23 protein-coding genes are annotated in these 21,364 nt (G+C 63.1%); 11 read left to right on the plus strand and 12 right to left on the minus strand.

From position 1 onward, the window contains the following. Positions 1-387 precede the first annotated feature (387 nt). A complete protein-coding gene (locus tag AK81_RS01220) occupies positions 388-570 on the plus strand; it encodes a hypothetical protein (protein ID WP_043196174.1) in 183 nt (60 codons plus the stop codon). 47 nt (positions 571-617) lie between these two features. Here the strand turns inward: AK81_RS01220 and AK81_RS01225 are convergent, their stop codons facing one another. From AK81_RS01225 to AK81_RS01255, 7 genes are all read right to left on the minus strand, one after another. Beyond that, positions 618-1,157 carry a DUF2058 domain-containing protein gene (locus AK81_RS01225; RefSeq protein WP_043196175.1) on the minus strand — a complete coding sequence of 180 codons (540 nt, stop codon included), beginning with the start codon at positions 1,155-1,157 and terminating at the stop codon, positions 618-620. A 26-nt stretch (positions 1,158-1,183) separates the two neighbouring features. Then, positions 1,184-2,017 (minus strand): nucleoside triphosphate pyrophosphohydrolase, encoded by an 834-nt coding sequence (gene mazG / locus AK81_RS01230; RefSeq protein ID WP_043196176.1) that lies wholly within the window; start codon positions 2,015-2,017, stop codon positions 1,184-1,186. A 124-nt stretch (positions 2,018-2,141) separates the two neighbouring features. After that, positions 2,142-4,382 carry a GTP diphosphokinase gene (gene relA / locus AK81_RS01235; protein ID WP_019473071.1) on the minus strand — a complete coding sequence of 747 codons (2,241 nt, stop codon included), beginning with the start codon at positions 4,380-4,382 and terminating at the stop codon, positions 2,142-2,144. Between the two features lie 96 nt (positions 4,383-4,478). Further along, complete coding sequence (gene rlmD, locus AK81_RS01240; protein WP_043196178.1) at positions 4,479-5,837, minus strand: 23S rRNA (uracil(1939)-C(5))-methyltransferase RlmD; 1,359 nt, start codon at positions 5,835-5,837, stop codon at positions 4,479-4,481. Beyond that, a complete protein-coding gene (gene cysM, locus AK81_RS01245; RefSeq protein WP_043196179.1) occupies positions 5,838-6,737 on the minus strand; it encodes a cysteine synthase CysM in 900 nt (299 codons plus the stop codon). It abuts the gene before it with no gap. 159 nt (positions 6,738-6,896) lie between these two features. Then, positions 6,897-8,288: a sensor histidine kinase gene (locus AK81_RS01250; protein ID WP_043196180.1), complete on the minus strand. Its 1,392-nt coding sequence runs from the start codon at positions 8,286-8,288 to the stop codon at positions 6,897-6,899. Positions 8,289-8,291: 3 nt separating this feature from the next. Next, complete coding sequence (locus AK81_RS01255; protein WP_043196181.1) at positions 8,292-9,011, minus strand: response regulator transcription factor; 720 nt, start codon at positions 9,009-9,011, stop codon at positions 8,292-8,294. 193 nt (positions 9,012-9,204) lie between these two features. On the opposite strand from AK81_RS01255, the gene AK81_RS01260 reads away from it, so the two are divergent. Genes AK81_RS01260 through AK81_RS01275 form a run of 4 tightly spaced genes read left to right on the plus strand, consistent with a single transcriptional unit; the run spans position 9,205 to position 13,861 of the window. Beyond that, the gene (locus AK81_RS01260; RefSeq protein ID WP_043196182.1) at positions 9,205-11,988 is read left to right on the plus strand and encodes a response regulator; all 2,784 of its coding nucleotides are present in this window, start codon (positions 9,205-9,207) and stop codon (positions 11,986-11,988) included. A gap of 13 nt (positions 11,989-12,001) precedes the next feature. Then, positions 12,002-12,991, plus strand: a complete 990-nt coding sequence (locus AK81_RS01265) for a 2-hydroxyacid dehydrogenase (RefSeq protein WP_043196183.1) — start codon at positions 12,002-12,004, stop codon at positions 12,989-12,991. A gap of 31 nt (positions 12,992-13,022) precedes the next feature. Beyond that, entirely contained in the window at positions 13,023-13,460 is a 438-nt protein-coding gene (locus tag AK81_RS01270; RefSeq protein WP_043196185.1) for a hypothetical protein, read from the plus strand. Beyond that, positions 13,457-13,861, plus strand: a complete 405-nt coding sequence (locus tag AK81_RS01275) for an META domain-containing protein (protein WP_043196188.1) — start codon at positions 13,457-13,459, stop codon at positions 13,859-13,861. Before AK81_RS01270 ends, AK81_RS01275 begins: the two co-directional genes overlap by 4 nt. Before the next feature lie 125 nt (positions 13,862-13,986). On the opposite strand, the gene AK81_RS01280 is transcribed toward AK81_RS01275, so the two are convergent. Further along, positions 13,987-14,451, minus strand: coding sequence for a TlpA disulfide reductase family protein (locus AK81_RS01280; protein WP_016501122.1), 465 nt, complete (start codon positions 14,449-14,451; stop codon positions 13,987-13,989). A gap of 85 nt (positions 14,452-14,536) precedes the next feature. Here AK81_RS01280 and arsC point away from each other — a divergent pair, with 85 nt between their 5' ends. Genes arsC through AK81_RS01295 form a run of 3 tightly spaced genes read left to right on the plus strand, consistent with a single transcriptional unit; the run spans position 14,537 to position 15,898 of the window. Next, the gene (gene arsC / locus AK81_RS01285) at positions 14,537-14,890 is read left to right on the plus strand and encodes an arsenate reductase (glutaredoxin) (RefSeq protein WP_043196190.1); all 354 of its coding nucleotides are present in this window, start codon (positions 14,537-14,539) and stop codon (positions 14,888-14,890) included. Continuing rightward, a complete protein-coding gene (gene wrbA, locus AK81_RS01290; RefSeq protein WP_043196192.1) occupies positions 14,887-15,492 on the plus strand; it encodes an NAD(P)H:quinone oxidoreductase in 606 nt (201 codons plus the stop codon). The genes arsC and wrbA overlap by 4 nt, the downstream gene beginning before the upstream one ends. After that, positions 15,485-15,898, plus strand: a complete 414-nt coding sequence (locus tag AK81_RS01295) for a DUF2069 domain-containing protein (RefSeq protein ID WP_043196193.1) — start codon at positions 15,485-15,487, stop codon at positions 15,896-15,898. Before wrbA ends, AK81_RS01295 begins: the two co-directional genes overlap by 8 nt. A gap of 102 nt (positions 15,899-16,000) precedes the next feature. Here the strand turns inward: AK81_RS01295 and AK81_RS01300 are convergent, their stop codons facing one another. Both AK81_RS01300 and ttcA read right to left on the minus strand, forming a co-directional pair. Continuing rightward, entirely contained in the window at positions 16,001-16,672 is a 672-nt protein-coding gene (locus AK81_RS01300) for a DNA-3-methyladenine glycosylase I (RefSeq protein WP_043196195.1), read from the minus strand. Between the two features lie 4 nt (positions 16,673-16,676). Beyond that, complete coding sequence (gene ttcA / locus AK81_RS01305) at positions 16,677-17,501, minus strand: tRNA 2-thiocytidine(32) synthetase TtcA (protein WP_043196196.1); 825 nt, start codon at positions 17,499-17,501, stop codon at positions 16,677-16,679. 262 nt (positions 17,502-17,763) lie between these two features. Between ttcA and AK81_RS01310 the strand changes: the two genes are divergently transcribed. Both AK81_RS01310 and AK81_RS01315 read left to right on the plus strand, forming a co-directional pair. Continuing rightward, on the plus strand, positions 17,764-18,363 hold the full coding sequence (locus AK81_RS01310) for a Yip1 family protein (protein WP_043196197.1): 600 nt from the start codon (positions 17,764-17,766) through the stop codon (positions 18,361-18,363). Positions 18,364-18,494: 131 nt separating this feature from the next. Continuing rightward, positions 18,495-18,989 (plus strand): SprT family zinc-dependent metalloprotease, encoded by a 495-nt coding sequence (locus tag AK81_RS01315; RefSeq protein WP_043196198.1) that lies wholly within the window; start codon positions 18,495-18,497, stop codon positions 18,987-18,989. Between the two features lie 186 nt (positions 18,990-19,175). On the opposite strand, the gene fpr is transcribed toward AK81_RS01315, so the two are convergent. Then, positions 19,176-19,955, minus strand: a complete 780-nt coding sequence (gene fpr / locus AK81_RS01320) for a ferredoxin-NADP reductase (RefSeq protein ID WP_016501130.1) — start codon at positions 19,953-19,955, stop codon at positions 19,176-19,178. Positions 19,956-20,073: 118 nt separating this feature from the next. On the opposite strand from fpr, the gene finR reads away from it, so the two are divergent. After that, entirely contained in the window at positions 20,074-21,000 is a 927-nt protein-coding gene (gene finR / locus AK81_RS01325) for a LysR family transcriptional regulator FinR (RefSeq protein WP_043196200.1), read from the plus strand. Here finR and AK81_RS01330 read toward each other — a convergent pair. Next, positions 20,997-21,362: a diacylglycerol kinase gene (locus AK81_RS01330; RefSeq protein WP_010952700.1), complete on the minus strand. Its 366-nt coding sequence runs from the start codon at positions 21,360-21,362 to the stop codon at positions 20,997-20,999. The two genes, finR and AK81_RS01330, sit on opposite strands and share 4 nt — an antisense overlap. Between the last annotated feature and the right edge of the window lie 2 nt (positions 21,363-21,364).

Genomic DNA, 21,364 nt, shown 5'->3' on the forward strand with positions numbered 1-21,364 from the left:
AAGCCAGGCAGGATATGACCAGCTTCTTCATGAGATACAACCGAATCAGGCTCCACAGCTATAACAACTACCTGTCGCCAATAGCAATGGAGCAGCAGGCAGCTTGATCACCGTAATCGGTGTCCGGCAAAACTTGACCAGAACACCTTGTGTCGCGATAGGGCCGCAGAGCGGCCCCGGCAATATTGAATCAGGGCATAGATTTTGGGGCCGCTGCGCGCCCCATCGCGACACAAGGCCGCTCCTACAAAAAGCCAGGCCAGCAGGCCCGGAAGCCGTACATGAAACTTGTTTCATGCCTGTTTTATTTACTTAGCCTGCTAACAAACTCTATAAAGAGGGTGTGCGACACACTGTCGCAGCCAACTGAAGAAGTGGAGTTTACCGATGACAGTCCAAGTAACCGAACGCGACGAATCGAAAATGTCCCACGAAGGCCTGGCCGCTGGCGTGCGGATCTGGGATGTGCACCAACAAGGCCAACTGGTGGGCATGTTCCACAATGAACACGAAGCGCACCAGTACCGCGTAGAGCTGGAAGTCCTCGAAGGCCAGCGCACCACGCAGTGAGCACTCTTCAAATAAAAAAAACCCCGCCAAGGCGGGGTTTTTCGTGTTTACCACATCAGGTCGTCCGGGATCTTGTAGGCCGCGTACGGGTCGTCCTCGTCCGCTTCCTCGACATGGGTGTTGAGCAGCAGGATACGGTTGGGGTCGCGCTCCTGGATCTTCACCGCCGCCTCACGAGGAATGACCTCATAGCCGCCGGCATGGGCCACGACGGCCAGTGCGCCGTTACTCAACCGGGTCCGCATCAAGGCATTGACGGCAATGCGCTTGACCTTCTTGTCGTCGACGAAGTTGTAGTAATCCTCGGTGTTCAGCTTGGGCAGGCGCGTGGCTTCGATCAACTGCTTGACCTGTGCGGCACGGGCTTTCTGCTCAGCCTTTTCCTGCTGCTGGCGGTTCAGCTCCTGGTCGCGCTTGACCTTTTCGGCCATGGCTTCCTTGGCGATGCGCTGTTGGCTGTCGTCGACTTCGACCTGGCCTTTGTGCTCCATGCGCTTCTGTTTCTTTTCAGCTTTGTTGGTCTGCGAGACCTGTTTCTGGTTGACCAGACCGGCTTTGAGCAATTGGTCGCGAAGGGAAAGGCTCATGAATGTTCACTCACTTATGCAACAGCTCAGCCGCAGCTGGGCAGGTTCTTTTCCTGACGTTTGGCTTCACCCCAAAGGGCATCCAGCTCGTCAAGGTTACAATCTTCAATGGGGCGGCCACTGTCGCGCAATGCCTGTTCGATAAAACGGAAACGTCGCTCGAACTTGCGGTTGGCGCGGCGCAGGGCATTTTCAGGGTCTTGCTTGAGGTGGCGTGCAAGGTTGACGGCGGCGAACAGCAGGTCGCCGACCTCATCTTCAAGCGCATCGGCGTCACCGTCGGCCATGGCCTGCAGGACTTCATCCAGCTCTTCGCGCACCTTGTCCAGCACCGGCAATGCTTCCGGCCAGTCGAAACCGACCGTGGCCGCACGTTTCTGCAGTTTGGCTGCCCGTGACAGGGCCGGCAAGGCCGACGGTACATCGTCGAGCAGCGACAGTTGCTCGGGCGTGCTTTTCTCGGCACGCTCCTGCGCCTTGATCTCTTCCCAGCGCGACTTGACCTGGGCCTCGTTCAGGCTGGGTGTGTCCAGCGGCGCATAGAGTTCGCCGGTGGGGAATACATGTGGGTGGCGACGGACCAGCTTGCGGGTGATGCTGTCGACCACGCCATCGAACTCGAAACGCCCCTCTTCCCGGGCCAGCTGGCTGTAGTAGACCACCTGGAACAGCAAGTCGCCCAGCTCACCCTGCAGGTGCTCGAAATCGCCGCGTTCGATGGTATCGGCGACCTCGTAGGCTTCTTCGATGGTGTGCGCAACGATACTCGCGTAGTTCTGCTTCAGGTCCCACGGGCAGCCGTACTGCGGGTCGCGCAGACGGGCCATGAGGTGCAGCAGGTCTTCGAGGGTGTAGGTCATCTAGGCAGATCCTTTAGTGGCGCCTGCTTCGCGGGTAAACCCGCTCCCACAGGTATCGTGCAAATCCTGAGATGTGCGCCGTACCTGTGGGAGCGGGTTTACCCGCGAAGAAGCCGCCGCGGTCTCAAGGAGTACGGTTACGCCGCGTCTCGATGATGTTCGGCAACTGCGAGATCCGCCCCAGCAGGCGCCCCAGCGCGTCCAGGCCCGGGATCTCGATGGTCAGCGACATCAGCGCCGTGTTGTCTTCCTTGTTCGAGCGGGTGTTCACCGCCAGCACGTTGATCTTCTCGTTCAGCAGCACCTGCGACACATCGCGCAGCAGCCCCGGGCGGTCGTAGGCACGGATGACGATGTCGACCGGATAGGTCTGCACCGGGATCGGCCCCCAGCTCACCTGGATCATGCGCTCCGGCTCCTTGCCCGCCAGTTGCAGCACCGAGGCACAGTCCTGGCGGTGGATGCTCACGCCACGGCCCTGGGTGATGTAACCGACAATGGCATCGCCCGGCAGCGGCTGGCAGCAGCCGGCCATCTGCGTCAGCAGGTTGCCGACACCCTGGATCTGGATGTCACCACGCTTGCCGGTACGCGGCCCGGTAGGCTTGCGCGGCACCAGTTCGATCTGTTCGATGCGCTCGGGCTCCAGCAACTGCTGGGCGGCGTTGACCAGGTGGGCCAGGCGCAGGTCGCCCGCGCCGAGCGAGGCGAACATGTCCTCGGCGGTCTTGACGTTGGTCTTCTCGGCCAGGCGTTCGAAGTCCACCTGCGGCAAGCCCAGGCGGCTGAGCTCGCGCTCGAGCAAGGTCTTGCCGGCGGCGACGTTCTGGTCACGTGCCTGCAGCTTGAACCAGTGCACGATCTTGGCCCGCGCCCGCGAGGTGGTGACGTAGCCCAGGTTGGAGTTCAACCAGTCACGGCTTGGGTTGCCGTGCTTGCTGGTGATGATCTCCACCTGCTCACCGGTCTGCAGGCTGTAGTTCAGCGGCACGATACGGCCGTTGATCTTGGCACCCCGGCAGTTGTGGCCAATCTCGGTGTGCACACGGTAGGCGAAGTCCAGCGGGGTCGCCCCCTTGGGCAAGTCGATGGCGTGGCCGTCCGGGGTGAACACGTAGACCCGGTCCGGCTCGATGTCGACCCGCAACTGCTCCACCAGGCCACCGATATCGCCCAGCTCTTCATGCCATTCCAGCACCTGACGCAGCCAGGAGATCTTCTCTTCGTAATGGTTGGAGCTGGGCTTGACGTCGGTGCCCTTGTAGCGCCAGTGGGCGCAAACCCCCAACTCGGCTTCTTCGTGCATGCCGTGGGTGCGGATCTGCACCTCCAGCACCTTGCCCTCGGGGCCGATCACTGCGGTGTGCAACGAGCGGTAGCCGTTTTCCTTGGGGTTGGCGATGTAGTCGTCGAACTCTTTGGGGATGTGCCGCCACAGCGTGTGCACGATACCCAGCGCGGTGTAGCAATCGCGAATTTCCGGCACCAGCACGCGCACTGCACGCACGTCGTAGATCTGGCTGAATTCCAGGCCTTTGCGCTGCATCTTGCGCCAGATCGAATAGATATGCTTCGCCCGGCCGCTGATGTCGGCATTGACGCCAGTGGCCAGCAGCTCGTTCTGCAGCTGGTTCATCACGTCGCTGATAAAGCGTTCGCGGTCCAGCCGGCGCTCGTGCAGCAGCTTGGCGATCTGCTTGTACTGGTCGGGTTCGAGGTAGCGGAAGGACAGGTCTTCCAATTCCCACTTGATGTGGCCGATGCCCAGGCGGTGGGCCAGCGGCGCATAGATGTCGAACACCTCACGCGCGACACGCAGGCGTTTCTCGTCGTCGGCGGCCTTGACCGCACGGATTGCGCAGGTACGCTCGGCCAGCTTTATCAGTGCCACGCGCACATCGTCGACCATGGCCACAAGCATCTTGCGCAGGTTCTCGACCTGCGCCTGCGAGCCCAGCACCAGCGACTGCCGCGGGCTGAGGCTGGCACTGATGGCGGCCATGCGCAACACGCCGTCGATCAGCTTGGACACCACCGGACCGAACCGCTGGCTGACCTCGGCCAGGGTCACCTTGCCCTCGCGAACCGAACGGTAGATGACCGCTGCCACCAGCGAATCCTGATCAAGCTTGAGGTCTGCGAGGATTTCGGCAATCTCCAGGCCCGCCTGGAAGCTGGACGTGCCGTCCGCCCAGGAATGTTTGGCCGGGTTGCCTTTTTTCTCGATCTCATGGGCAAACTCGCAGGCCTCTTTGAGCGCTGCGCGATCCAGTGCCGAATCGACGCTTACCACATGGTCCAACCATCCTTCGAGATTGATACTGCCGTCGGTGTTGACCGGCTGGTGCACTCTCACCTGTACCATCTTTGTTTTACCTTTCCATACAGCGCACCACGCGGGTGCGCTGGCGATCACCGTGCGGCCGCCATTCCATGGAAGCCGCACCAAGGGGCCAGTCTGCTAGCCCGCTTCGAATAACGCCATGGCCTCGACATGTGCCGTTTGAGGAAACATGTCGAGAATCCCGGCCCTTTTTAACCGGTACCCCTGGCCGACCAGCACCTGCGCGTCTCGCGCCAGCGTGGCCGGGTTGCACGATACGTAGACCAGCCGTTTGGCCTGGAGGCGTGCGATGCCTTGCACCACCTCGAACGCACCGTCGCGCGGTGGATCCAAGAGTACCGCAGAAAAGCCCTCGGCGGCCCATCCGGTGCCTGCCAAAGGCTGCGATAAATCGGCCTGAAAAAACCGTGCGTTATGCACATTGTTGTTTCGGGCATTGGCCGCGGCCCGATCGACCATGGCCTGTACACCTTCCACTGCCACTACCTCGCGGGCCTTGCGGGCCAGCGGCAGGGCGAAGTTGCCCAGGCCGCAGAACAGGTCCAGCACCCGCTCGTCGGCCTGCGGTGCGAGCCAGGCCAGGGCCTGCTCGATCATCGCCGTGTTGACCTGCGCATTCACCTGCACGAAGTCACCTGGGCGCCAGGCCAGTTCCAGCTGCCACGGCGCCAGGGCAAAGCCCAGTTGCGCGGCCGGGTCCACGGGCGCCGGCTCACCTTCACCCTGCAGCCACAGCTGGGCATTGGCCTGCTCGCAGAACGCTTGCAGTTTTGCCAGGTCTTCTGCCGGCAGCGGCGCGACGTGGCGCACCAACAGCGCCTCGGCGGTGCCGCTGAACAGTTCCACGTGGCCCACCGCCTGCGGTTTGCTCAACGAGCGCAGCACCGTCGGCAAGTGGCGCAGAATCGACTGCAAGGGCTGTACCAGCACCGCGCAATCGTCGATGGCGATGATGTCCTGGCTGGCTTCGGCACGGAAGCCCACCTCCAGCTGACGCGCTTTTACGTCCCAGCGCACGGCCACACGGGCCCTGCGCCGGTAGCCGAATTCCGGCCCGCTCAGGGGGGCGGCCCACTCCTCGGGCTGCACGCCGGCCACCCGCTGCAGTTGCTCGGCCAGGGTGCGCTGCTTGAGCGCCAGCTGCGCTTCATGCGGCAGGTGCTGCAGGTTGCAGCCACCGCAGCGCGCGTAGTGGCGGCACGGTGCCTCACGGCGCTCGGGGCTGGCCTGCAGCAGCCGCTCCAGGCGGGCTTCGACCACTTTGCCACGGGCATTGAGTACCCGCGCCTCCACGGCCTCGCCGGCCAGAGCGCCACTGACAAACCAGGTGCGCCCGTCGAGGAAGGCGATGCCACGGCCGTCACCGGCCAGGCGCTCGATTTCAAGGCGCTGCTTCTTGCCCACGGGGACCTGGGGAGTGCGGTTGCCGCCGGCCGGCTGGAAGCGTAGGCCGCTGTTGCTTTTTTTCTTGGACATTTAGCTCGGATCAAACAGGCCGGTGGAGAGGTAACGGTCGCCGCGGTCACAGATGATCGCGACCATCACGGCATTTTCCACCTCGCGGGAAAGGCGCAGCATGGCTGCAACCGCACCACCGGAAGACACGCCGCAGAAAATGCCCTCTTCACGGGCAAGGCGGCGGGTGGTGTCTTCGGCTTCCTGCTGCGACATGTCGACCACGCGGTCGACGCGGGTGGCGTCGAAAATTTTCGGCAGGTATTCCTCGGGCCAGCGGCGAATGCCCGGAATGGCCGAGCCTTCCATCGGTTGCAGGCCGATGATTTGTACCGCCGGGTTCTGCTCCTTGAGGTACTGGGAACAGCCCATGATGGTGCCGGTGGTACCCATGGAGCTGACGAAATGGGTAATGTTGCCCTGGGTCTGCTGCCAGATCTCAGGGCCGGTGCTGTTGTAGTGGGCAATCGGATTGTCGCCATTGGCGAACTGGTCGAGCACCACGCCGCGGCCTTCGGCCTGCAGCTTCTCGGCCAGGTCGCGGGCGCCTTCCATACCCTCCTCCTTGGTCACCAGGATCAGCTCGGCACCATAGGCGGTCATGGCGGCCTTGCGCTCGGCGGTGGAGTTGTCGGGCATGATCAGGACCATCTTGTAGCCCTTGATCGCCGCCGCCATTGCCAGGGCGATGCCGGTGTTGCCGGAGGTAGCTTCGATCAGTGTGTCGCCGGGCTTGATCTGGCCACGCAGTTCGGCGCGGGTGATCATCGACAGCGCCGGGCGGTCCTTCACCGAGCCGGCAGGATTGTTACCTTCGAGCTTGAGCAGGAGGGTGTTGCTGGTTTCACCAGCAATGCGCTGCAGGCGAACCAGGGGCGTATTGCCGACGCAATCGGCGATGGTTGGGTACTGCAAGGTCATGGTGTCTTTCACAATCCGGACGGCAGGGGGGCCTATCATACCGGCAAACCCCTCGCGGCCATATCACGCAATCTGTGGTGCATATAGCTACAAGCTATATCGATGATCTGTACCGGCTTCTTCGCGGGCACGCCCGCCCCCACAGGGATTGCGCTGCACTTAAGATAAATGCTGTACCTGTGGGAGCGGGCGGGCCCGCGAAGGGGCCGGCACATGTAATGGCAACCGCATCCAGAGGCGCAGCCCATGCTTGCCATTCTGCGCCCACAAGGTCCCGCCCTGGCGCTGGATGGCACTGCGGGCGATGCTCAAGCCCAGGCCAAAACCGCCATCCCCAGGCCGAGAACCGTCCAGCCGCGAGAACGGCGCGAAGATCCGCTCCAGGTCTTCTTCAGCCACGCCGCCGCCTTCATCCTCCAGCCACAACCACCAGTAACTGCCTTCGCGCTGCCCACCCAACCGCACCACACCCTCGGCCGGCGAATGACGAATGGCATTGCGCAGGATGTTTTCCAGCGCCTGGGCCAGGTGGTTGAGGTTGCCCTGCACCCAGCAGTCGGCCGGCACTTCGCAGCGCAGGTGCGCGGGCGACCAGCCGCTCTCGTAGCTGGCATTCTCGGCCAGCAGTTCCCACAGCGCGTGGACTTCGATTGGCTCCAGGTTCATCGGCGCACGTTCGGCGTCCTGCCAGGCCAGCTGCAGGGTGCCCTCCACCAACTGCTGCATGCAGTCCACTTCACGGGTCAGGCGTTCGCGCAGGCGTTGCAGGTCGGTTTCGCCGTCGCAGGCCACCCGCAGCCGGCTCAAGGGCGTGCGCATTTCGTGGGACAGGTCGCGCAGCAACTGCTGCTGCATGGCCACCGTGCCCTGCAGCCGCTCGGCCATCTGGTCAAAGGCGCGGGCCAACTCGCCCAGCTCGTCATGCCGGGCAATGGTGCGCGAGTCGAGGCGCGCCGACAGCTGATCGGCGCGCCAGGCATTGGCCTGCTCGCGCAGCTGATTCAACGGCACGATCAACATGCGGTACAGGCCCACGCACAACAGCAAGGTGAACAAGCCAGGGATAATGCCGTTGGTGACGATACGCCACAGCAACCGGTACTGGTCCGGGTTGAACCGCTGTGGCAGCTCGATCACCAGCATGCCCTGCTCCGGCGCCCCCGGGAACGGTATGCGTACCCACGGCTGGTCGACGCTGCGCCGGCTCATCGGCCAGTCGACACCGCGCAGGCGCGTCAGCCGCTGCATGATCTGCGGGTCGAGGGTGGCGCTGTCGAGCGGCCGCAGGTTGATATCGAGCACGCCAACCCAGCCCCGTTCGCGCTGGTGCATCGCCGTCACCCACTGGTCCAGCCCTGCCCGCCCACCGCTGCGCCAGGCCTGTTCAGCCTCGCCGGCATAGCCTCGCAACGCCTGCCGCGCCGGCTCCGAAAGGAAGGCGTTCTGGATTTCCATGTGCCGGCCCCAGGTGTAACTGAGGCCGATCATCAGCAGGCAGAAGCCCACCAGCAAGATGGCCAGCTTCCAGAACAGCGAATGGCGGTCAAGCATGGTTCACTCCGCCTCGCCAGCGCTGAGCACGTAACCTTTGCCCCACACGGTACGGATTTGCCGTTCGTGATAGTCGATGCCCTTGAGCTTGCGGCGAATCTGGCTGACGTGCATGTCCAGGCTGCGGTCATGCCGCGAATAGCCGCGCTGCAACACCTGTTGGTAAAGGAACGGCTTGCTCAGGACGTCATCGAAGTTGCGGTTAAGGATGTCGAACAGCCGGTATTCGCTGGGAGTCAGGCCTGCCAAGCGGCCATTCAGGCGTACGTCGCACAGGCCCTCGTCGAACTGCAGCTCGCCGCAGGCGGCATGCTCCAGCGGGGGTTGATGACGGCGTTCGAGCGCCACCCGGCGCAGGATTGCCTCGATGCGCACCTGCAGCTCGGCCATGCTGAACGGTTTGGGCAGGTAATCGTCGGCCCCGCGCTGGAAGCCGCTGATGCGGTCGGCCTCGGCACCCAGCGCCGACATCAGGATCACCGGTGTGGCGCTGCGCTTGCGCAACTGCGCCAGGGCATCCAGGCCGTTCAGCCCGGGCAGCAGGATGTCCATGAGCACCACATCGAAAACCTGGCGACCAGCCGTTTCCAGGCCTTCCAGCCCATTACGGCACCAGGTTACCTGGAAGCCGCCGCGTTGCAGCTCTTCGTGCAGGTAGGCACCCAGGACCGGGTCGTCCTCGATAGCAAGGATATTGGAGTTGTAAATAGCTACAGGATTCATTGGCAACTGCCATGCATTCTCAATTGCGCAATTATTGAGCATCCACCGCCTGCCAGGCAACCGCCCTGCGACCAATGCCCCGGCAATGGCACAAAACAGCGACTAAAGAGGTGCAATAGCGCTGCAGGCGGAGTAACTTCCCGGCTTGGCCGTCATCGCTTGGCGGCTTTCAGGCACATCACAGGAGGCGAGTGTGCTCGATCGCTTGGGAATCCGCAGCCGGGTCCTGCTGCTGGCCCTGCTGCCGGCCGGCCTGATGGCCCTGGTGCTGGGCAGTTACTTTACCTGGCTGCAACAGAACGACCTGCGCACCCAGCTGCTGCAACGCGGCAAGATGATCGCCGAGCAACTGGCGCCATTGGCTGCGCCCGCCATGGCCCGGCTTGCGCCCGCACAGCTGGAGCGCATTGCCGCGCAAACCCTGGAGCAGGCCGATGTACGCGCCGTTGCCTTCCTGGCCCCGGACCGCACGCGCCTGGCCCATGCCGGCCCGAGCATGCTCAACCAGCCGCCCAGCGGCGGTACCGGCACGCAATTGTTGCAGCGCAGCGGCAATGACGCCACCCGCTACCTGATGCCCGTGTTCGGCCACCACCGCGACCTCGCCACCGATGCCGTACCGGCCGAAGCCGAGCGGCTGCTAGGCTGGGTCGAGATCGAACTGTCGCACGATGGCACCCTGCTGCGCGGCTACCGCAACCTGTTCACCAGCCTGTTGTTGATCCTCGCCTGCCTGGTACTCAGCGGGCTGCTGGCGCTGCGCATGAGCCGCACCATCAACGACCCCATCGAGCGCATCAAGCACGCGGTCAACCAGCTCAAGGACGGCCACCTCGAAGAACGCCTGCCGACCATGGGCAGCCATGAGCTGGACGAACTGGCCCGCGGCATCAACCGCATGGCCGAAACCCTGCAAAACGCCCACGAAGAACTGCAGCACAGCATCGACCAAGCCACCGAAGACGTGCGCCAGAACCTGGAAACCATTGAAATCCAGAACATCGAGCTGGACATGGCGCGCAAGGAGGCCCTTGAGGCCAGCCGCATCAAGTCGGAGTTCCTGGCCAACATGAGCCACGAGATCCGCACCCCGCTCAACGGCATCCTCGGCTTTACTCATCTGCTGCAGAAAAGCGAGCTGACGCCACGCCAGCTTGACTACCTGAGCACCATCGAGAAGTCCGCCGACAACCTGCTGGGGATCATCAACGAGATCCTCGACTTCTCCAAGATCGAGGCCGGCAAGCTGGTGCTCGACAGCATTCCGTTCAACCTGCGCGACCTGATCCAGGACACCCTGACCATCCTCGCCCCGGCCGCCCACGCCAAGCAGCTGGAATTGCTCAGCCTGATCTACCGCGACACCCCTTCTTCACTGATCGGCGACCCGCTGCGGCTCAAGCAGATCCTCACCAACCTGGTCAGCAACGCCATCAAGTTCACCCGCGAAGGCACCATCGTCGTGCGCGCCATGCTCGAAGACGAGCACGAAGACAGCGCGCAGCTGCGCATCAGCGTGCAGGACACCGGTATCGGCCTGTCGCCTCAAGAGGTGCGCACGCTGTTCCAGGCTTTCAGCCAGGCCGACAACTCGCTGGCCCGCCAACCCGGCGGCACAGGGCTTGGGCTGGTGATTTCCAAGCGCCTGATCGAGCAGATGGGCGGTGAAATCGGTGTCGACAGCACCCCGGGCGAAGGGTCGCAGTTCTGGATCAGCCTCAACCTGCCCAAAGCCCACGACGATCTCGAGGAGCAGGCGCTGCAGCCGCTGCTGGGCCGCCGCGCAGCCATCGTCGATGGCCACGAGTTGGCGCGCCAGGCCCTCGAACACCAGCTGGAAGACTGCGGCCTCAGCGTCAGCCTGTTCGCCTCCTACGACCAGTTGCTGCAAGCGGTACAGGCTGCCAGCCAGGCCGGCCTGCCGTTCGAGTTCGCCGTGCTCGGGGCCAACCTGGGTAACCTGTCGCCCGAGCAACTGGGCCACTACCACCAGCAACTCGAACGTTACCACTGCCAGTGTGTGGTGCTGTGCCCGACCACCGAGCAGGCGCTGTACCACCCGTACCTGCCCAACGGCCATGGCCAGTTGCTGTCCAAGCCGACCTGCACCCGCAAACTGCGCCGCCTGCTGATGGATCTGTTGCAACCGCGCCGGCCGCTGGGCGAGGCGTACAGCGTCAACGGCCAGCGCCAGCCGAAGATCCTCTGCGTCGACGACAATGCCGCCAACCTGCTGCTGGTGCAGACCCTGCTCGAAGACCTGGGCGCCGAGGTGCTGGCCGTCGACAACGGCTATGCAGCTGTGCAGGCAGTACAGGACGAACCGTTCGATCTGGTGCTGATGGACGTGCAGATGCCCGGCATGGATGGCCGCGCCTGCACCGAGCAGATCCGCCTTTGGGAAAATACCCAAAGTGGCAACCCGTTACCGATCGTTGCCCTCACCGCCCATGCCATGGCCAACGAAAAGCGCGCATTGCTGCACGCCGGCATGGACGACTACCTGACCAAGCCGATCAGCGAGCGGCAACTGGCCCAGGTGGTGATGAAGTGGACTGGCTTGAGCCTGGGCGTGCCGCAGCCGGCGCCGGCCGAGCAATTGCCCAGCAGTGATGAGCTGAAGGTACTCGACCCCGAAGAAGGCCTGCGCCTGGCAGCGGGCAAGGCGGACCTGGCGGCCGACATGCTGAGCATGCTGCTGTCCTCGCTGGACGCCGACCGCGATGCCATACGCGCCGCGCGCGAGGCAGACGACCGTAACGCCCTGATAGAACAGGTACACCGCCTGAACGGCGCCTCGCGCTATTGTGGCGTGCCACAGCTGCGCGCCGCCTGCCAGCGCAGCGAAACCTTGCTCAAGCAGGAACACCCTCAGGCGCAGCAAGCGCTGGATGACCTGGACGGCGCGATCAGCCGGCTGGCGGCGCAGGCCAGATTGAGTGCGTGGCCGCTGCTGTGGCCTACGCAGCACTTGTAGAAGGAGCCTCACCATGCGCACCCTGTTGTTCAGCAGCCAGCATTACGACCAGGAAAGCTTCACCCAGGCCGCCAGCGGCAGCGCGCTGGAGCTGCACTTTCAGCCCGCCCGCCTGACCCTCGACACCGCCGCCCTGGCCAGTGGCTACGAAACCGTTTGTGCCTTCATCAACGATGAACTCGACGCCCAGGTGCTCCAGCGCCTGGCCGAAGGCGGCACACGCCTGATCGCCCTGCGCTCGGCCGGCTACAACCACGTCGACCTGGCCGCTGCCCAGCGCCTGGGCCTTGCCGTGGTGCGGGTGCCGGCTTACTCGCCACACGCTGTGGCCGAACACGCCGTGGCGCTGATCCTGGCCCTCAACCGGCGCCTGCACCGGGCTTACAACCGCACCCGCGAAGGCGACTTCACCCTGCACGGGCTGACCGGTTTCGACCTGCACGGCAAAACCGTCGGCGTGGTCGGCACCGGCCAGATCGGCGCCGCCTTCGCCCGCATCATGGCCGGTTTCGGCTGCCAGCTGCTGGCCTACGACCCCTACCCCAACCCCGAGCTGCTGGCCCTCGGCGCGCGCTACCTGAGCTTGCCCGAGCTGCTGCGCGAAGCCCGTATCATCAGCCTGCATTGCCCGCTGACCGAGCACACCCGGCACCTGATCAATGCACAAAGCCTGGCCCAGTTGCAGCCCGGCGCCATGCTGATCAACACGGGCCGTGGCGCACTGGTCGACACCCCGGCACTGATCGACGCGCTGAAAAGCGGCCAGCTTGGCTACCTGGGCCTGGACGTCTACGAAGAAGAAGCCCAGCTGTTCTTCGAGGACCGCTCCGACCTGCCACTGCAGGACGATGTACTGGCCCGCCTGCTGACCTTCCCCAACGTGATCATCACTGCCCACCAGGCCTTCCTCACCCGCGAGGCGCTGGACGCCATTGCCGCGACCACACTGGACAACATCAACCGCTGGGCGGCAGGCAATCCACAGAATCTGGTAATGGGTTAGTGCTAGGATACGCGGCATTTCTGGAGGACCCATGGTCGAGCACGATTTCCGCTACACCCTTTTCAACCCGCAACACACCCTGATCGAGTGCCGTGCACTGGTGCCGGGCCGCTATCAGGTCACCGGTAACGGCGGTTCGATGCATAAAGGCGACGCCCTGCTGGTAACCCTCAAGGGCAGCAAGGATTTGTCCATGCGACTGACCGTGGACAGCGTGCGCCACCTGATCAACCCGCGCGGCCAGTGGGTCGCAGTGGCCACCGGGCCGGTGTTCAACGAACTGGAAATCCTCACCTGGCAGGTCGAATGCGACAGCTGCGACGCCGTGCTGGAGTTCGAGTTTGCCGTGGACGCCAAGCTGGGCAAAAAAGCCCGCCAGCCCGCCGCCAGCGCACGCATTGCCGAACTGGGCTGGGCCAGCCGTGGCGAAAAACACCTGTGCCCGCGTTGCCAGGAGAGCGCCGAGTGAAAAATCTGCTGACCGGCGTGCTGATTGCCACCGGCCTGCTCGGCTGCGCCGCAGAACCCTCGAAGCTGCAGCAGGAGCGCAGCTACGTGCTGGAGTGGATTGGCGAACGCCCGCTGATCGACTACAGCCACCTGACCCTGACCCTGGCCAGCGACGGCCGCGCCTATGGCAATGCCGGCTGCAACCACTGGTTTGCGCCGTATACGCTGGAGGGCGAGCACCTGAGCTTCGGCAAGGTCGGCAAGACCCGCAAGCTGTGCGCGCCGGCGTTGATGGAGCAGGAAAAGCGCTTTTTGCAGGCGCTGGAAACGGTTCAACGCTGGGACGTGTCACCGGTGGAACAGATGCGTTTCTGGCCGGCCGAAGGCAAGCCACTGCGCTTCTGGCCTGAGGAAGGCTGAATCACTATTACCTGTACCGGCCCTATCGCCGGCAAGCCAGCTCCCACAGGTACTGCACAGCATATGAACCCTGTGCAGTCCTGTGGGAGCTGGCTTGCCGGCGATAGGGCCGGTACAGGCTGACCTCAGGCGCCTTTCAGGGCCTTGATCTTGGCCTGCAACCCTTCCAGGGTCTGCTCACCCAGCAGTTGTTCGCGCACCTTGCCCTTGTCATCGATGATGTAGGTCACCGGCAGCGCCTCGCTGCGCGGCAGGTCATAGCGCTCGGCCGGGTCTTGGGCCAGCACGGTGAAACCGATGCCCAGGGTTTCAGAGGCCTGTTTCAGGTCCTGCCCCTGCAAGCCATCGAAGTTCACCCCCACCACCTTGATGCCATCGGCCGCCCACTGCTTTGCGGCCGTGTTCAGTTCAGGGATTTCGGTACGGCACGGCCCGCACCATTCGGCCCAATAGTTGAGCACCAGCCAGTGCCCTTCGATCTGTTCGGCCTTAACCGTATTACCGTGTTGGTCCACGCCATAATCGGCACCGCAACCACCGAGCAACAGGCTCGCGGTGATGGCCAGTACTGCTGCCAGACGCCTTGCCATGGGTCAATCCTTCTCGAGTTTTAAAGCAAATGGGTCAGTCGCTGCGGTTAGAATAGCCGCCACACCCAGCTGGATGCGACCCGACATGACTGACCTGACGCTCTATCATAACCCGCGCTGCTCGAAATCCCGCGGCGCGCTGGAACTGCTCGAAGCCCGTGGCCTTGCCCCGACCATCGTGCGCTACCTGGAAACCCCGCCCGACGCCGCCACCCTCAAGGCCCTGCTCGGCAAGCTGGGCATCGCCCCGCGCCAATTGCTGCGTACCGGCGAAGACGAATACAAAGCGCTGAACCTGGCCGACCCGGCACTGACCGACGCGCAACTGATCGAGGCCATGGCCCAGCACCCCAAACTGATCGAGCGGCCGATCCTGGTCGCTGGTGACAAGGCCATGGTCGGTCGCCCGCCGGAAAAAGTGCTGGAGATCCTGCCGTGAGCGCGCCCTACATCCTGGTGCTGTATTACAGCCGGCATGGTTCGACCAGCGAAATGGCCCGGCACATCGCCCGCGGCATCGAACTGGCCGGCATGGAGGCGCGCCTGCGCACAGTGCCTGCCATTTCTACCGAATGTGAAGCGGTGGCCCCGGACATCCCGGCCAGTGGTGCGCTGTACGCCACCCTGGACGACCTGCGCCACTGCTCAGGCCTGGTACTGGGCAGCCCGACCCGCTTCGGCAACATGGCAGCGCCGCTCAAGTACTTCCTGGATGGCACCAGCAGCCTGTGGCTGGGTGGTGAACTGGTCGGCAAGCCGGCAGGCGTGTTTACCTCTACCGCCAGCCTGCACGGCGGCCAGGAAACCACCCTGCTGTCGATGATGCTGCCGTTGATGCACCACGGCATGCTGGTGATGGGCCTGCCGTACAGCGAGTCGGCCTTGCTGGAAACCCGCGGCGGCGGTACCCCTTACGGCGCCAGCCACCATGCCGGTGCCGATGGCAAGCGTGAGCTCGATCAGCATGAGATCGCCCTGTGCCGCGCCCTGGGCCAACGCCTGGCGACCACGGCCAAGGCCCTGGAGGCCGCGCGTGGCTAAAAAGCCCAAGGTGTTGCCGCCGCTGGAATGGCTGGCACCGCGCCTGCGCCTGACGCGGGCGTTGAGCCTGGCGTTTTTCTTCGGCCTCATCGCCCTGCTGCTGGTGAACAACCTGTGGTTCGCCAACCTGCATGGGGCGCGAGTCGGGGTGATTCTGGCAATCGAGCTGGTGCCGTTACTGCTGTTGCTGCCTGGCATGCTGATGGGCAGTGCTCGGGCGCATGCCTGGACCTGTTTCGTGGTGAATATCTATTTCATCAAGGGCGTACTGGCGGCGTTCGATCCGGCGCGGGCGGTGTTTGGCTGGGTTGAAGTGCTGGTGAGCCTGGGGCTGTTCATTGCCGGGCTGCTGTACGTGCGCTGGAAGTTCCAGCATGAGCGGCGCCTGGCGGGCGAAGGGAGTTAGATTTTTCGCGGGCTTGCCCGCTCCCACAGGGATCGCGCCGCATTTGAGGCCTGCGCTGTACCTGTGGGAGCGGGCATGCCCGCGAAAAGGCCAACGCAAATCTCAATGGTTGACGGTATGCGCCAGCATCACCGACAACTGGCACAGCGGCCGTCCACTTTCTTCATGCCACTGGTTGAACGCCTGCTGCACCAGTGCCAGGTCGCGTTGACTGGTCGGCTGCTTGTCGATCACCTTCTGGGCAATCAACGCAGCCGCCATGTCATCGGTGGGGATGAAGGTGTCCTTGCCCACCATGCGCAGGAAACGCGGCGCCGACAGCCCGCCCAGCTGGTTGCCGTGCTTGGCCAGGTACTTCCACAAGCCGACGATATCGGTCACCGGCCAGTCGGCGATGAAAGCGCCGAAACTGCCCTTCTCCTTCGTCACGTCGAGGATCATCTGCGCATTGCGCGGTACGCTCTTGAGCTTGCCCAGGTGACGGATGATGCGCTCGTCATGCATCAGCCGCTCCAGGTGCTCGGCGCCCATCAGCACCACTTTCTCAGGGTCGAAGCCGAAGAACACCTGCTCGAACACTGGCCACTTGGCATCCACCAGGCTGTGCTTGAGCCCCGCGCGGAACACGCGCAGGGCCAGGGTCGACAGGTAACGGTCGTCGCTGATGCCGCGCAGTTGCGCCGGCGTACGCGGCTGCGGCAAGAAGGCCTCCAGCGCCTGGGCCGAGCCAAAGCGGTTCAGGCAGTACTCATGCAGCCACTGGTAATCGCGCATGGGCTCAGATGTTCAGCACGTCGAGGAAACGCGGCGTGGCGTTTTCGTCGATCTTCAGGCTGGTGAAGTCGAACAGGTTGCGGTCGGCCAGTTGCGACGGCGCCACGTTCTGCAGGGCACGGAAGATGCTCTCGGTACGGCCCGGGTGCTTGCGCTCCCACTCCACCAGCATGTCCTTGACCACCTGACGCTGCAGGTTTTCCTGCGAGCCACACAGGTTGCACGGGATGATCGGGAATTCCTTCATGTCCGAGTAGGCCTGGATGTCCTTCTCGCTGCAGTAGGCCAGCGGACGGATCACCACATTGCGGCCATCGTCGGCGCGCAGCTTCGGCGGCATGCCCTTGAGCGCACCGTTGAAGAACATGTTGAGGAAGAAGGTTTCGACGATGTCGTCGCGGTGGTGCCCCAGCGCCATCTTGGTCGCGCCGATTTCGTCGGCGAAGGTGTACAGGGTGCCACGGCGCAGGCGCGAGCACAGCGAACAGGTGGTCTTGCCCTCGGGCACCAGCTCCTTCACCACCGAATAGGTGTCTTTCTCGACGATGTGGTAATCGACGCCCAGCTCTTTGAGGTAGGCCGGCAGCACATGCTCAGGGAAGCCCGGCTGCTTCTGGTCCATGTTCACCGCGACGATCTCGAACTTGATCGGTGCCACCTTCTGCAGGTGCAACAGAACGTCGAGCATGGTGTAGCTGTCCTTGCCGCCAGACAGGCAGACCATGACCTTGTCGCCATCCTCGATCATGTTGAAGTCGGTGATGGCTTCGCCGGCGAGACGACGCAGGCGTTTTTGCAGTTTGTTCTGGTTGACCGAGAGGGTGCCCATAGCGCTTGGATCCGCGAGGTGTGACAAAAGCCGACTATTTTACGCACAAACGCAGCATCGCTGTAGGCATTCCGATAAAGACTTCGATGTAATCAACAGCACCACTGACAGCGCAATTTGCTCTAAAAAGCACGGTTCGTGCCGGTAACCGCTTCCTATACTGCGACATAAGGCCACATTACCGCTTGCATCGGTGTTCGGGCCTCGGGCCGCTTGCGCTCCATCTGGGGGGCGTTTGGCAACATTCAGAGGAGTGACCGGCATGATTCATCACGTTGTGGGGCTGTTTACCCATCCCGGCCAGGAATGGCGGGAAATTCGTGGCGAAGAAGAATCCATCAGCCACATGTACCTGACGCACACCCTGATCCTGGCGGCGATCCCTGCCGTTTCCGCATTTATCGGCACTACCCAGGTGGGCTGGGTGATCGGTGACCGGCCGGCTGTGATGCTGACCATGGAAAGCGCTATCTGGATGAGCATCATGTCGTACCTGGCCATGCTCGGCGGGGTGGCGGTAATGGGCGCGTTCATCCACTGGATGGCCCGCACCTACGATGCCAACCCGTCCATGGCGCAGTGCATCGCCTTTGCCACCTACACCGCCACACCGTTGTTCATCGGCGGCCTGGCGGCGCTGTACCCGCACCTGTGGCTGGGCATGCTGATCGGCACTGCCGCCATCTGCTACACGGTGTACTTGCTGTATGTCGGCCTGCCGACGTTCATGAACATACCGTCCGACGAAGGCTTCCTGTTTTCCAGCTCGGTGCTGGCGGTGGGCCTTGTGGTACTGGTGGCGATCATGGCCGCCACGGTAATTATCTGGGGACTGGGCGTGGGGCCCGTCTATACCAACTAGAACAGACTCAACCAACACTGGGGCATCAACCAGGGGCCGCCGCAAGGCGGCCTCTGGCTGTGCGCAGACCAGTGGCTCGGCAGGCCGCAGGTGCTTGCGGCATAATGCCCGGTCAGGAGAACCGCCCCACCATGCCCGAGCTGCTCAAACAACGCGTCGAAACCTGTTACCAGCAAGCCGAAACCTTTTTCAAACGCCCCTTCTCTCGCCCCGAGGTCAGCTTCAAGCTGCGCGGGCAAAAGGCCGGCGTCGCCCACCTGCACGACAACCTGCTGCGCTTCAACCTGCAGCTTTACCGGGAAAACCAGGAAGACTTCCTGCGCCAGACCGTTGCCCACGAAGTGGCGCACCTGGTGGCCCACCAGTTGTTTGGCGACCGCATCCAGGCCCATGGCGAAGAGTGGCAATTGATCATGCGCGGGGTGTATGAACTGCCACCCAACCGTTGCCACAACTATGAAGTGCAACGGCGCGTGGTGACCCGCTACATCTACCGCTGCCCGTGCCCGCAGGGTGACTTCCCGTTTACCGCACAGCGGCACAAGCTGGTGCGCCAGGGGCGGCGGTACCTGTGCAAGCGCTGCCGGGAGATTTTGGTGTACAGCGGCGAGACGCGCGTCGAATAGATTGTGTTTTGCCTGTACCGGCCTCTTCGCGGGCTTGCCCGCTCCCACAGGAATGTTACGAGTCCTGCGGCCGATGATTTCCCTGTGGGAGCGGGCAAGCCCGCGAAAGGGCCAGTACAGGCAATACAAAAATTACAGGTATAAAAAAGGCGACCCGAGGGTCGCCTTCTTGTAGCAGCCTGCGCCTTACTTCTCGACGAAGGCACGCTCGATCAGGTAGTCACCCGGCTCGCGCATGCGGGCGGAGACTTTCAGGCCGAAGCTGTCCAGCACTTCGCTGGTCTCGTCGAGCATGCTCGGGCTGCCGCAGATCATCGCGCGGTCGTCCTGCGGGTTGATCGGTGGCAGGCCGATGTCGCTGAACAGCTTGCCGCTGCGCATCAGGTCGGTCAGGCGGCCCTGGTTTTCGAATGGCTCGCGGGTCACGGTCGGGTAGTAGATCAGCTTGTCGCGAACCGACTCACCGAAGAACTCGTTCTGCGGCAGGTGCTCGGTGATGAACTCGCGGTAGGCCACTTCGTTCACGTAACGCACGCCGTGCACCAGGATCACTTTTTCGAAGCGCTCGTAGGTTTCCGGGTCCTGGATGACGCTCATGAATGGCGCCAGGCCAGTGCCGGTGCTCAGCAGGTACAGGTGCTTGCCCGGGTTCAGGTCGTCGAGCACCAGGGTGCCAGTAGGCTTCTTGCTGATGATGATCTCATCGCCTTCCTTGAGGTGCTGCAGCTGCGAGGTCAGCGGGCCGTCCGGCACCTTGATGCTGAAGAACTCCAGGTGCTCTTCCCAGTTCGGCGAGGCGATGGAATAGGCACGCATGAGCGGACGGCCGCTTTCCTGTTGCAGGCCGATCATCACGAACTGACCGTTCTCGAAGCGCAGCCCCGGGTCGCGGGTGCACTTGAAGCTGAACAGGGTGTCGTTCCAGTGGTGCACACTGAGGACACGTTCGTGGTTCATGTTGCTCATCGATGGGGCTCCTGAAGAAAAACGCGGCGCGCAAAACGCGCAGTTGCGCGATAGTTTAGGGGCAGCGACAATATCTGTTAACTGGATTATCAAGATATGTGTTATCGGTTATATAGATATGCGATTCACACTCCGTCAACTGCAAGTCTTCGTCGCCGTCGCCCAGCACCAAAGCGTCTCTCGGGCCGCTAGCCTGCTGGCGTTGTCGCAGTCGGCCGCCAGCACGTCCATCACCGAACTGGAGCGGCAATCGAGCTGCCAGCTGTTCGACCGTGCCGGCAAGCGCCTGGCCCTTAACGCCCTGGGCCATCAACTGTTGCCACAGGCGGTGGCCCTGCTCGACCAGGCCAAGGAAATCGAAGACCTGCTCAACGGCAAGTCCGGTTTCGGCTCGCTGGCGGTCGGTGCCACACTGACCATCGGCAACTACCTGGCTACCCTGCTGATCGGCAGCTTCATGCAGACCCACCCGGAAAGCCAGGTCAAGCTGCATGTACAGAACACAGTGCATATCGTGCAACAGGTCGCGCACTACGAAATTGATCTGGGTCTAATCGAAGGTGACTGCAACCACCCCGACCTGGAAGTGCAGCCGTGGGTCGAGGACGAACTGGTGGTGTTCTGTGCGCCGCAGCATCCACTGGCCAAGGTGGGCCGTGCCGATATCGAAAGCCTGTCGCAAGAGGCGTGGATTTTGCGCGAGCAAGGCTCGGGGACGCGCCTGACCTTCGACCAGGCCATGCGCCATCACCGCGCCAACCTGAACATCCGCCTGGAGCTGGAACACACCGAAGCGATCAAGCGTGCGGTGGAGTCGGGCCTTGGAATTGGCTGCATTTCGCGCCTGGCCCTGCGTGACGCCTTCCGCCGGGGCAGCCTGGTCCCGGTGGAAACGCCGGAACTGGACCTGATGCGCCAGTTCTATTTCATCTGGCACAAACAGAAGTACCAGACCTCGGCCATGCGCGAGTTTCTGGAACTGTGCCGCAACTTCACTGCGGGCTATACCCGCAGTGATGAAATCGTGCTGCCGCCAATCGCTTAAAGCAGGATCACGCCCCACACCAGCGCCACCATGGTCAGTGCTACCAGTTGCGCAGCGCTGCCCATGTCCTTGGCGTTTTTCGACAGCGGGTGGCGCTCCAGCGAGATGCGGTCGATGGCCGCCTCCACCGCCGAGTTGAACAGCTCGACGATCAGCCCCAACAGGCACACCGCAATCATGATCGCCCGCTCCGCACGGCTGACCGGCAACCAGAAGGCAATCGGGATCAGCAGCACGTTGAGCAGCACCAGCTGGCGGAATGCGGCCTCACCCTTGAAGGCGGCACGCAGGCCGTCCAGCGAGTAGCCGGCGGCGTTGAAGATACGTTTCAGGCCGGTCTGGCCCTTGAATGGCGATGTCATGT

Origin of the sequence: Pseudomonas putida W15Oct28 (genome assembly GCF_000708715.2) — a bacterium.
GTDB classification, from domain to species: Bacteria; Pseudomonadota; Gammaproteobacteria; order Pseudomonadales; family Pseudomonadaceae; genus Aquipseudomonas; species Aquipseudomonas putida_R.

Bases quoted from the DNA above. Each gene is read 5' to 3' on its own strand.
- AK81_RS01310 (WP_043196197.1), top strand. From the start codon at position 17,764: ATGATTCATCACGTTGTGGGGCTGTTTACCCATCCCGGCCAGGAATGG.
- AK81_RS01265 (WP_043196183.1), top strand. From the start codon at position 12,002: ATGCGCACCCTGTTGTTCAGCAGCCAGCATTACGACCAGGAAAGCTTC.
- AK81_RS01225 (WP_043196175.1), bottom strand. From the start codon at position 1,157: ATGAGCCTTTCCCTTCGCGACCAATTGCTCAAAGCCGGTCTGGTCAAC.
- cysM (WP_043196179.1), bottom strand. From the start codon at position 6,737: ATGACCTTGCAGTACCCAACCATCGCCGATTGCGTCGGCAATACGCCC.
- mazG (WP_043196176.1), bottom strand. From the start codon at position 2,017: ATGACCTACACCCTCGAAGACCTGCTGCACCTCATGGCCCGTCTGCGC.
- AK81_RS01270 (WP_043196185.1), top strand. From the start codon at position 13,023: ATGGTCGAGCACGATTTCCGCTACACCCTTTTCAACCCGCAACACACC.
- arsC (WP_043196190.1), top strand. From the start codon at position 14,537: ATGACTGACCTGACGCTCTATCATAACCCGCGCTGCTCGAAATCCCGC.
- AK81_RS01255 (WP_043196181.1), bottom strand. From the start codon at position 9,011: ATGAATCCTGTAGCTATTTACAACTCCAATATCCTTGCTATCGAGGAC.
- AK81_RS01330 (WP_010952700.1), bottom strand. From the start codon at position 21,362: ATGACATCGCCATTCAAGGGCCAGACCGGCCTGAAACGTATCTTCAAC.
- AK81_RS01250 (WP_043196180.1), bottom strand. From the start codon at position 8,288: ATGCTTGACCGCCATTCGCTGTTCTGGAAGCTGGCCATCTTGCTGGTG.
- AK81_RS01280 (WP_016501122.1), bottom strand. From the start codon at position 14,451: ATGGCAAGGCGTCTGGCAGCAGTACTGGCCATCACCGCGAGCCTGTTG.
- relA (WP_019473071.1), bottom strand. From the start codon at position 4,382: ATGGTACAGGTGAGAGTGCACCAGCCGGTCAACACCGACGGCAGTATC.
- AK81_RS01220 (WP_043196174.1), top strand. From the start codon at position 388: ATGACAGTCCAAGTAACCGAACGCGACGAATCGAAAATGTCCCACGAA.
- fpr (WP_016501130.1), bottom strand. From the start codon at position 19,955: ATGAGCAACATGAACCACGAACGTGTCCTCAGTGTGCACCACTGGAAC.
- finR (WP_043196200.1), top strand. From the start codon at position 20,074: ATGCGATTCACACTCCGTCAACTGCAAGTCTTCGTCGCCGTCGCCCAG.
- AK81_RS01315 (WP_043196198.1), top strand. From the start codon at position 18,495: ATGCCCGAGCTGCTCAAACAACGCGTCGAAACCTGTTACCAGCAAGCC.
- ttcA (WP_043196196.1), bottom strand. From the start codon at position 17,501: ATGGGCACCCTCTCGGTCAACCAGAACAAACTGCAAAAACGCCTGCGT.
- rlmD (WP_043196178.1), bottom strand. From the start codon at position 5,837: ATGTCCAAGAAAAAAAGCAACAGCGGCCTACGCTTCCAGCCGGCCGGC.
- AK81_RS01300 (WP_043196195.1), bottom strand. From the start codon at position 16,672: ATGCGCGATTACCAGTGGCTGCATGAGTACTGCCTGAACCGCTTTGGC.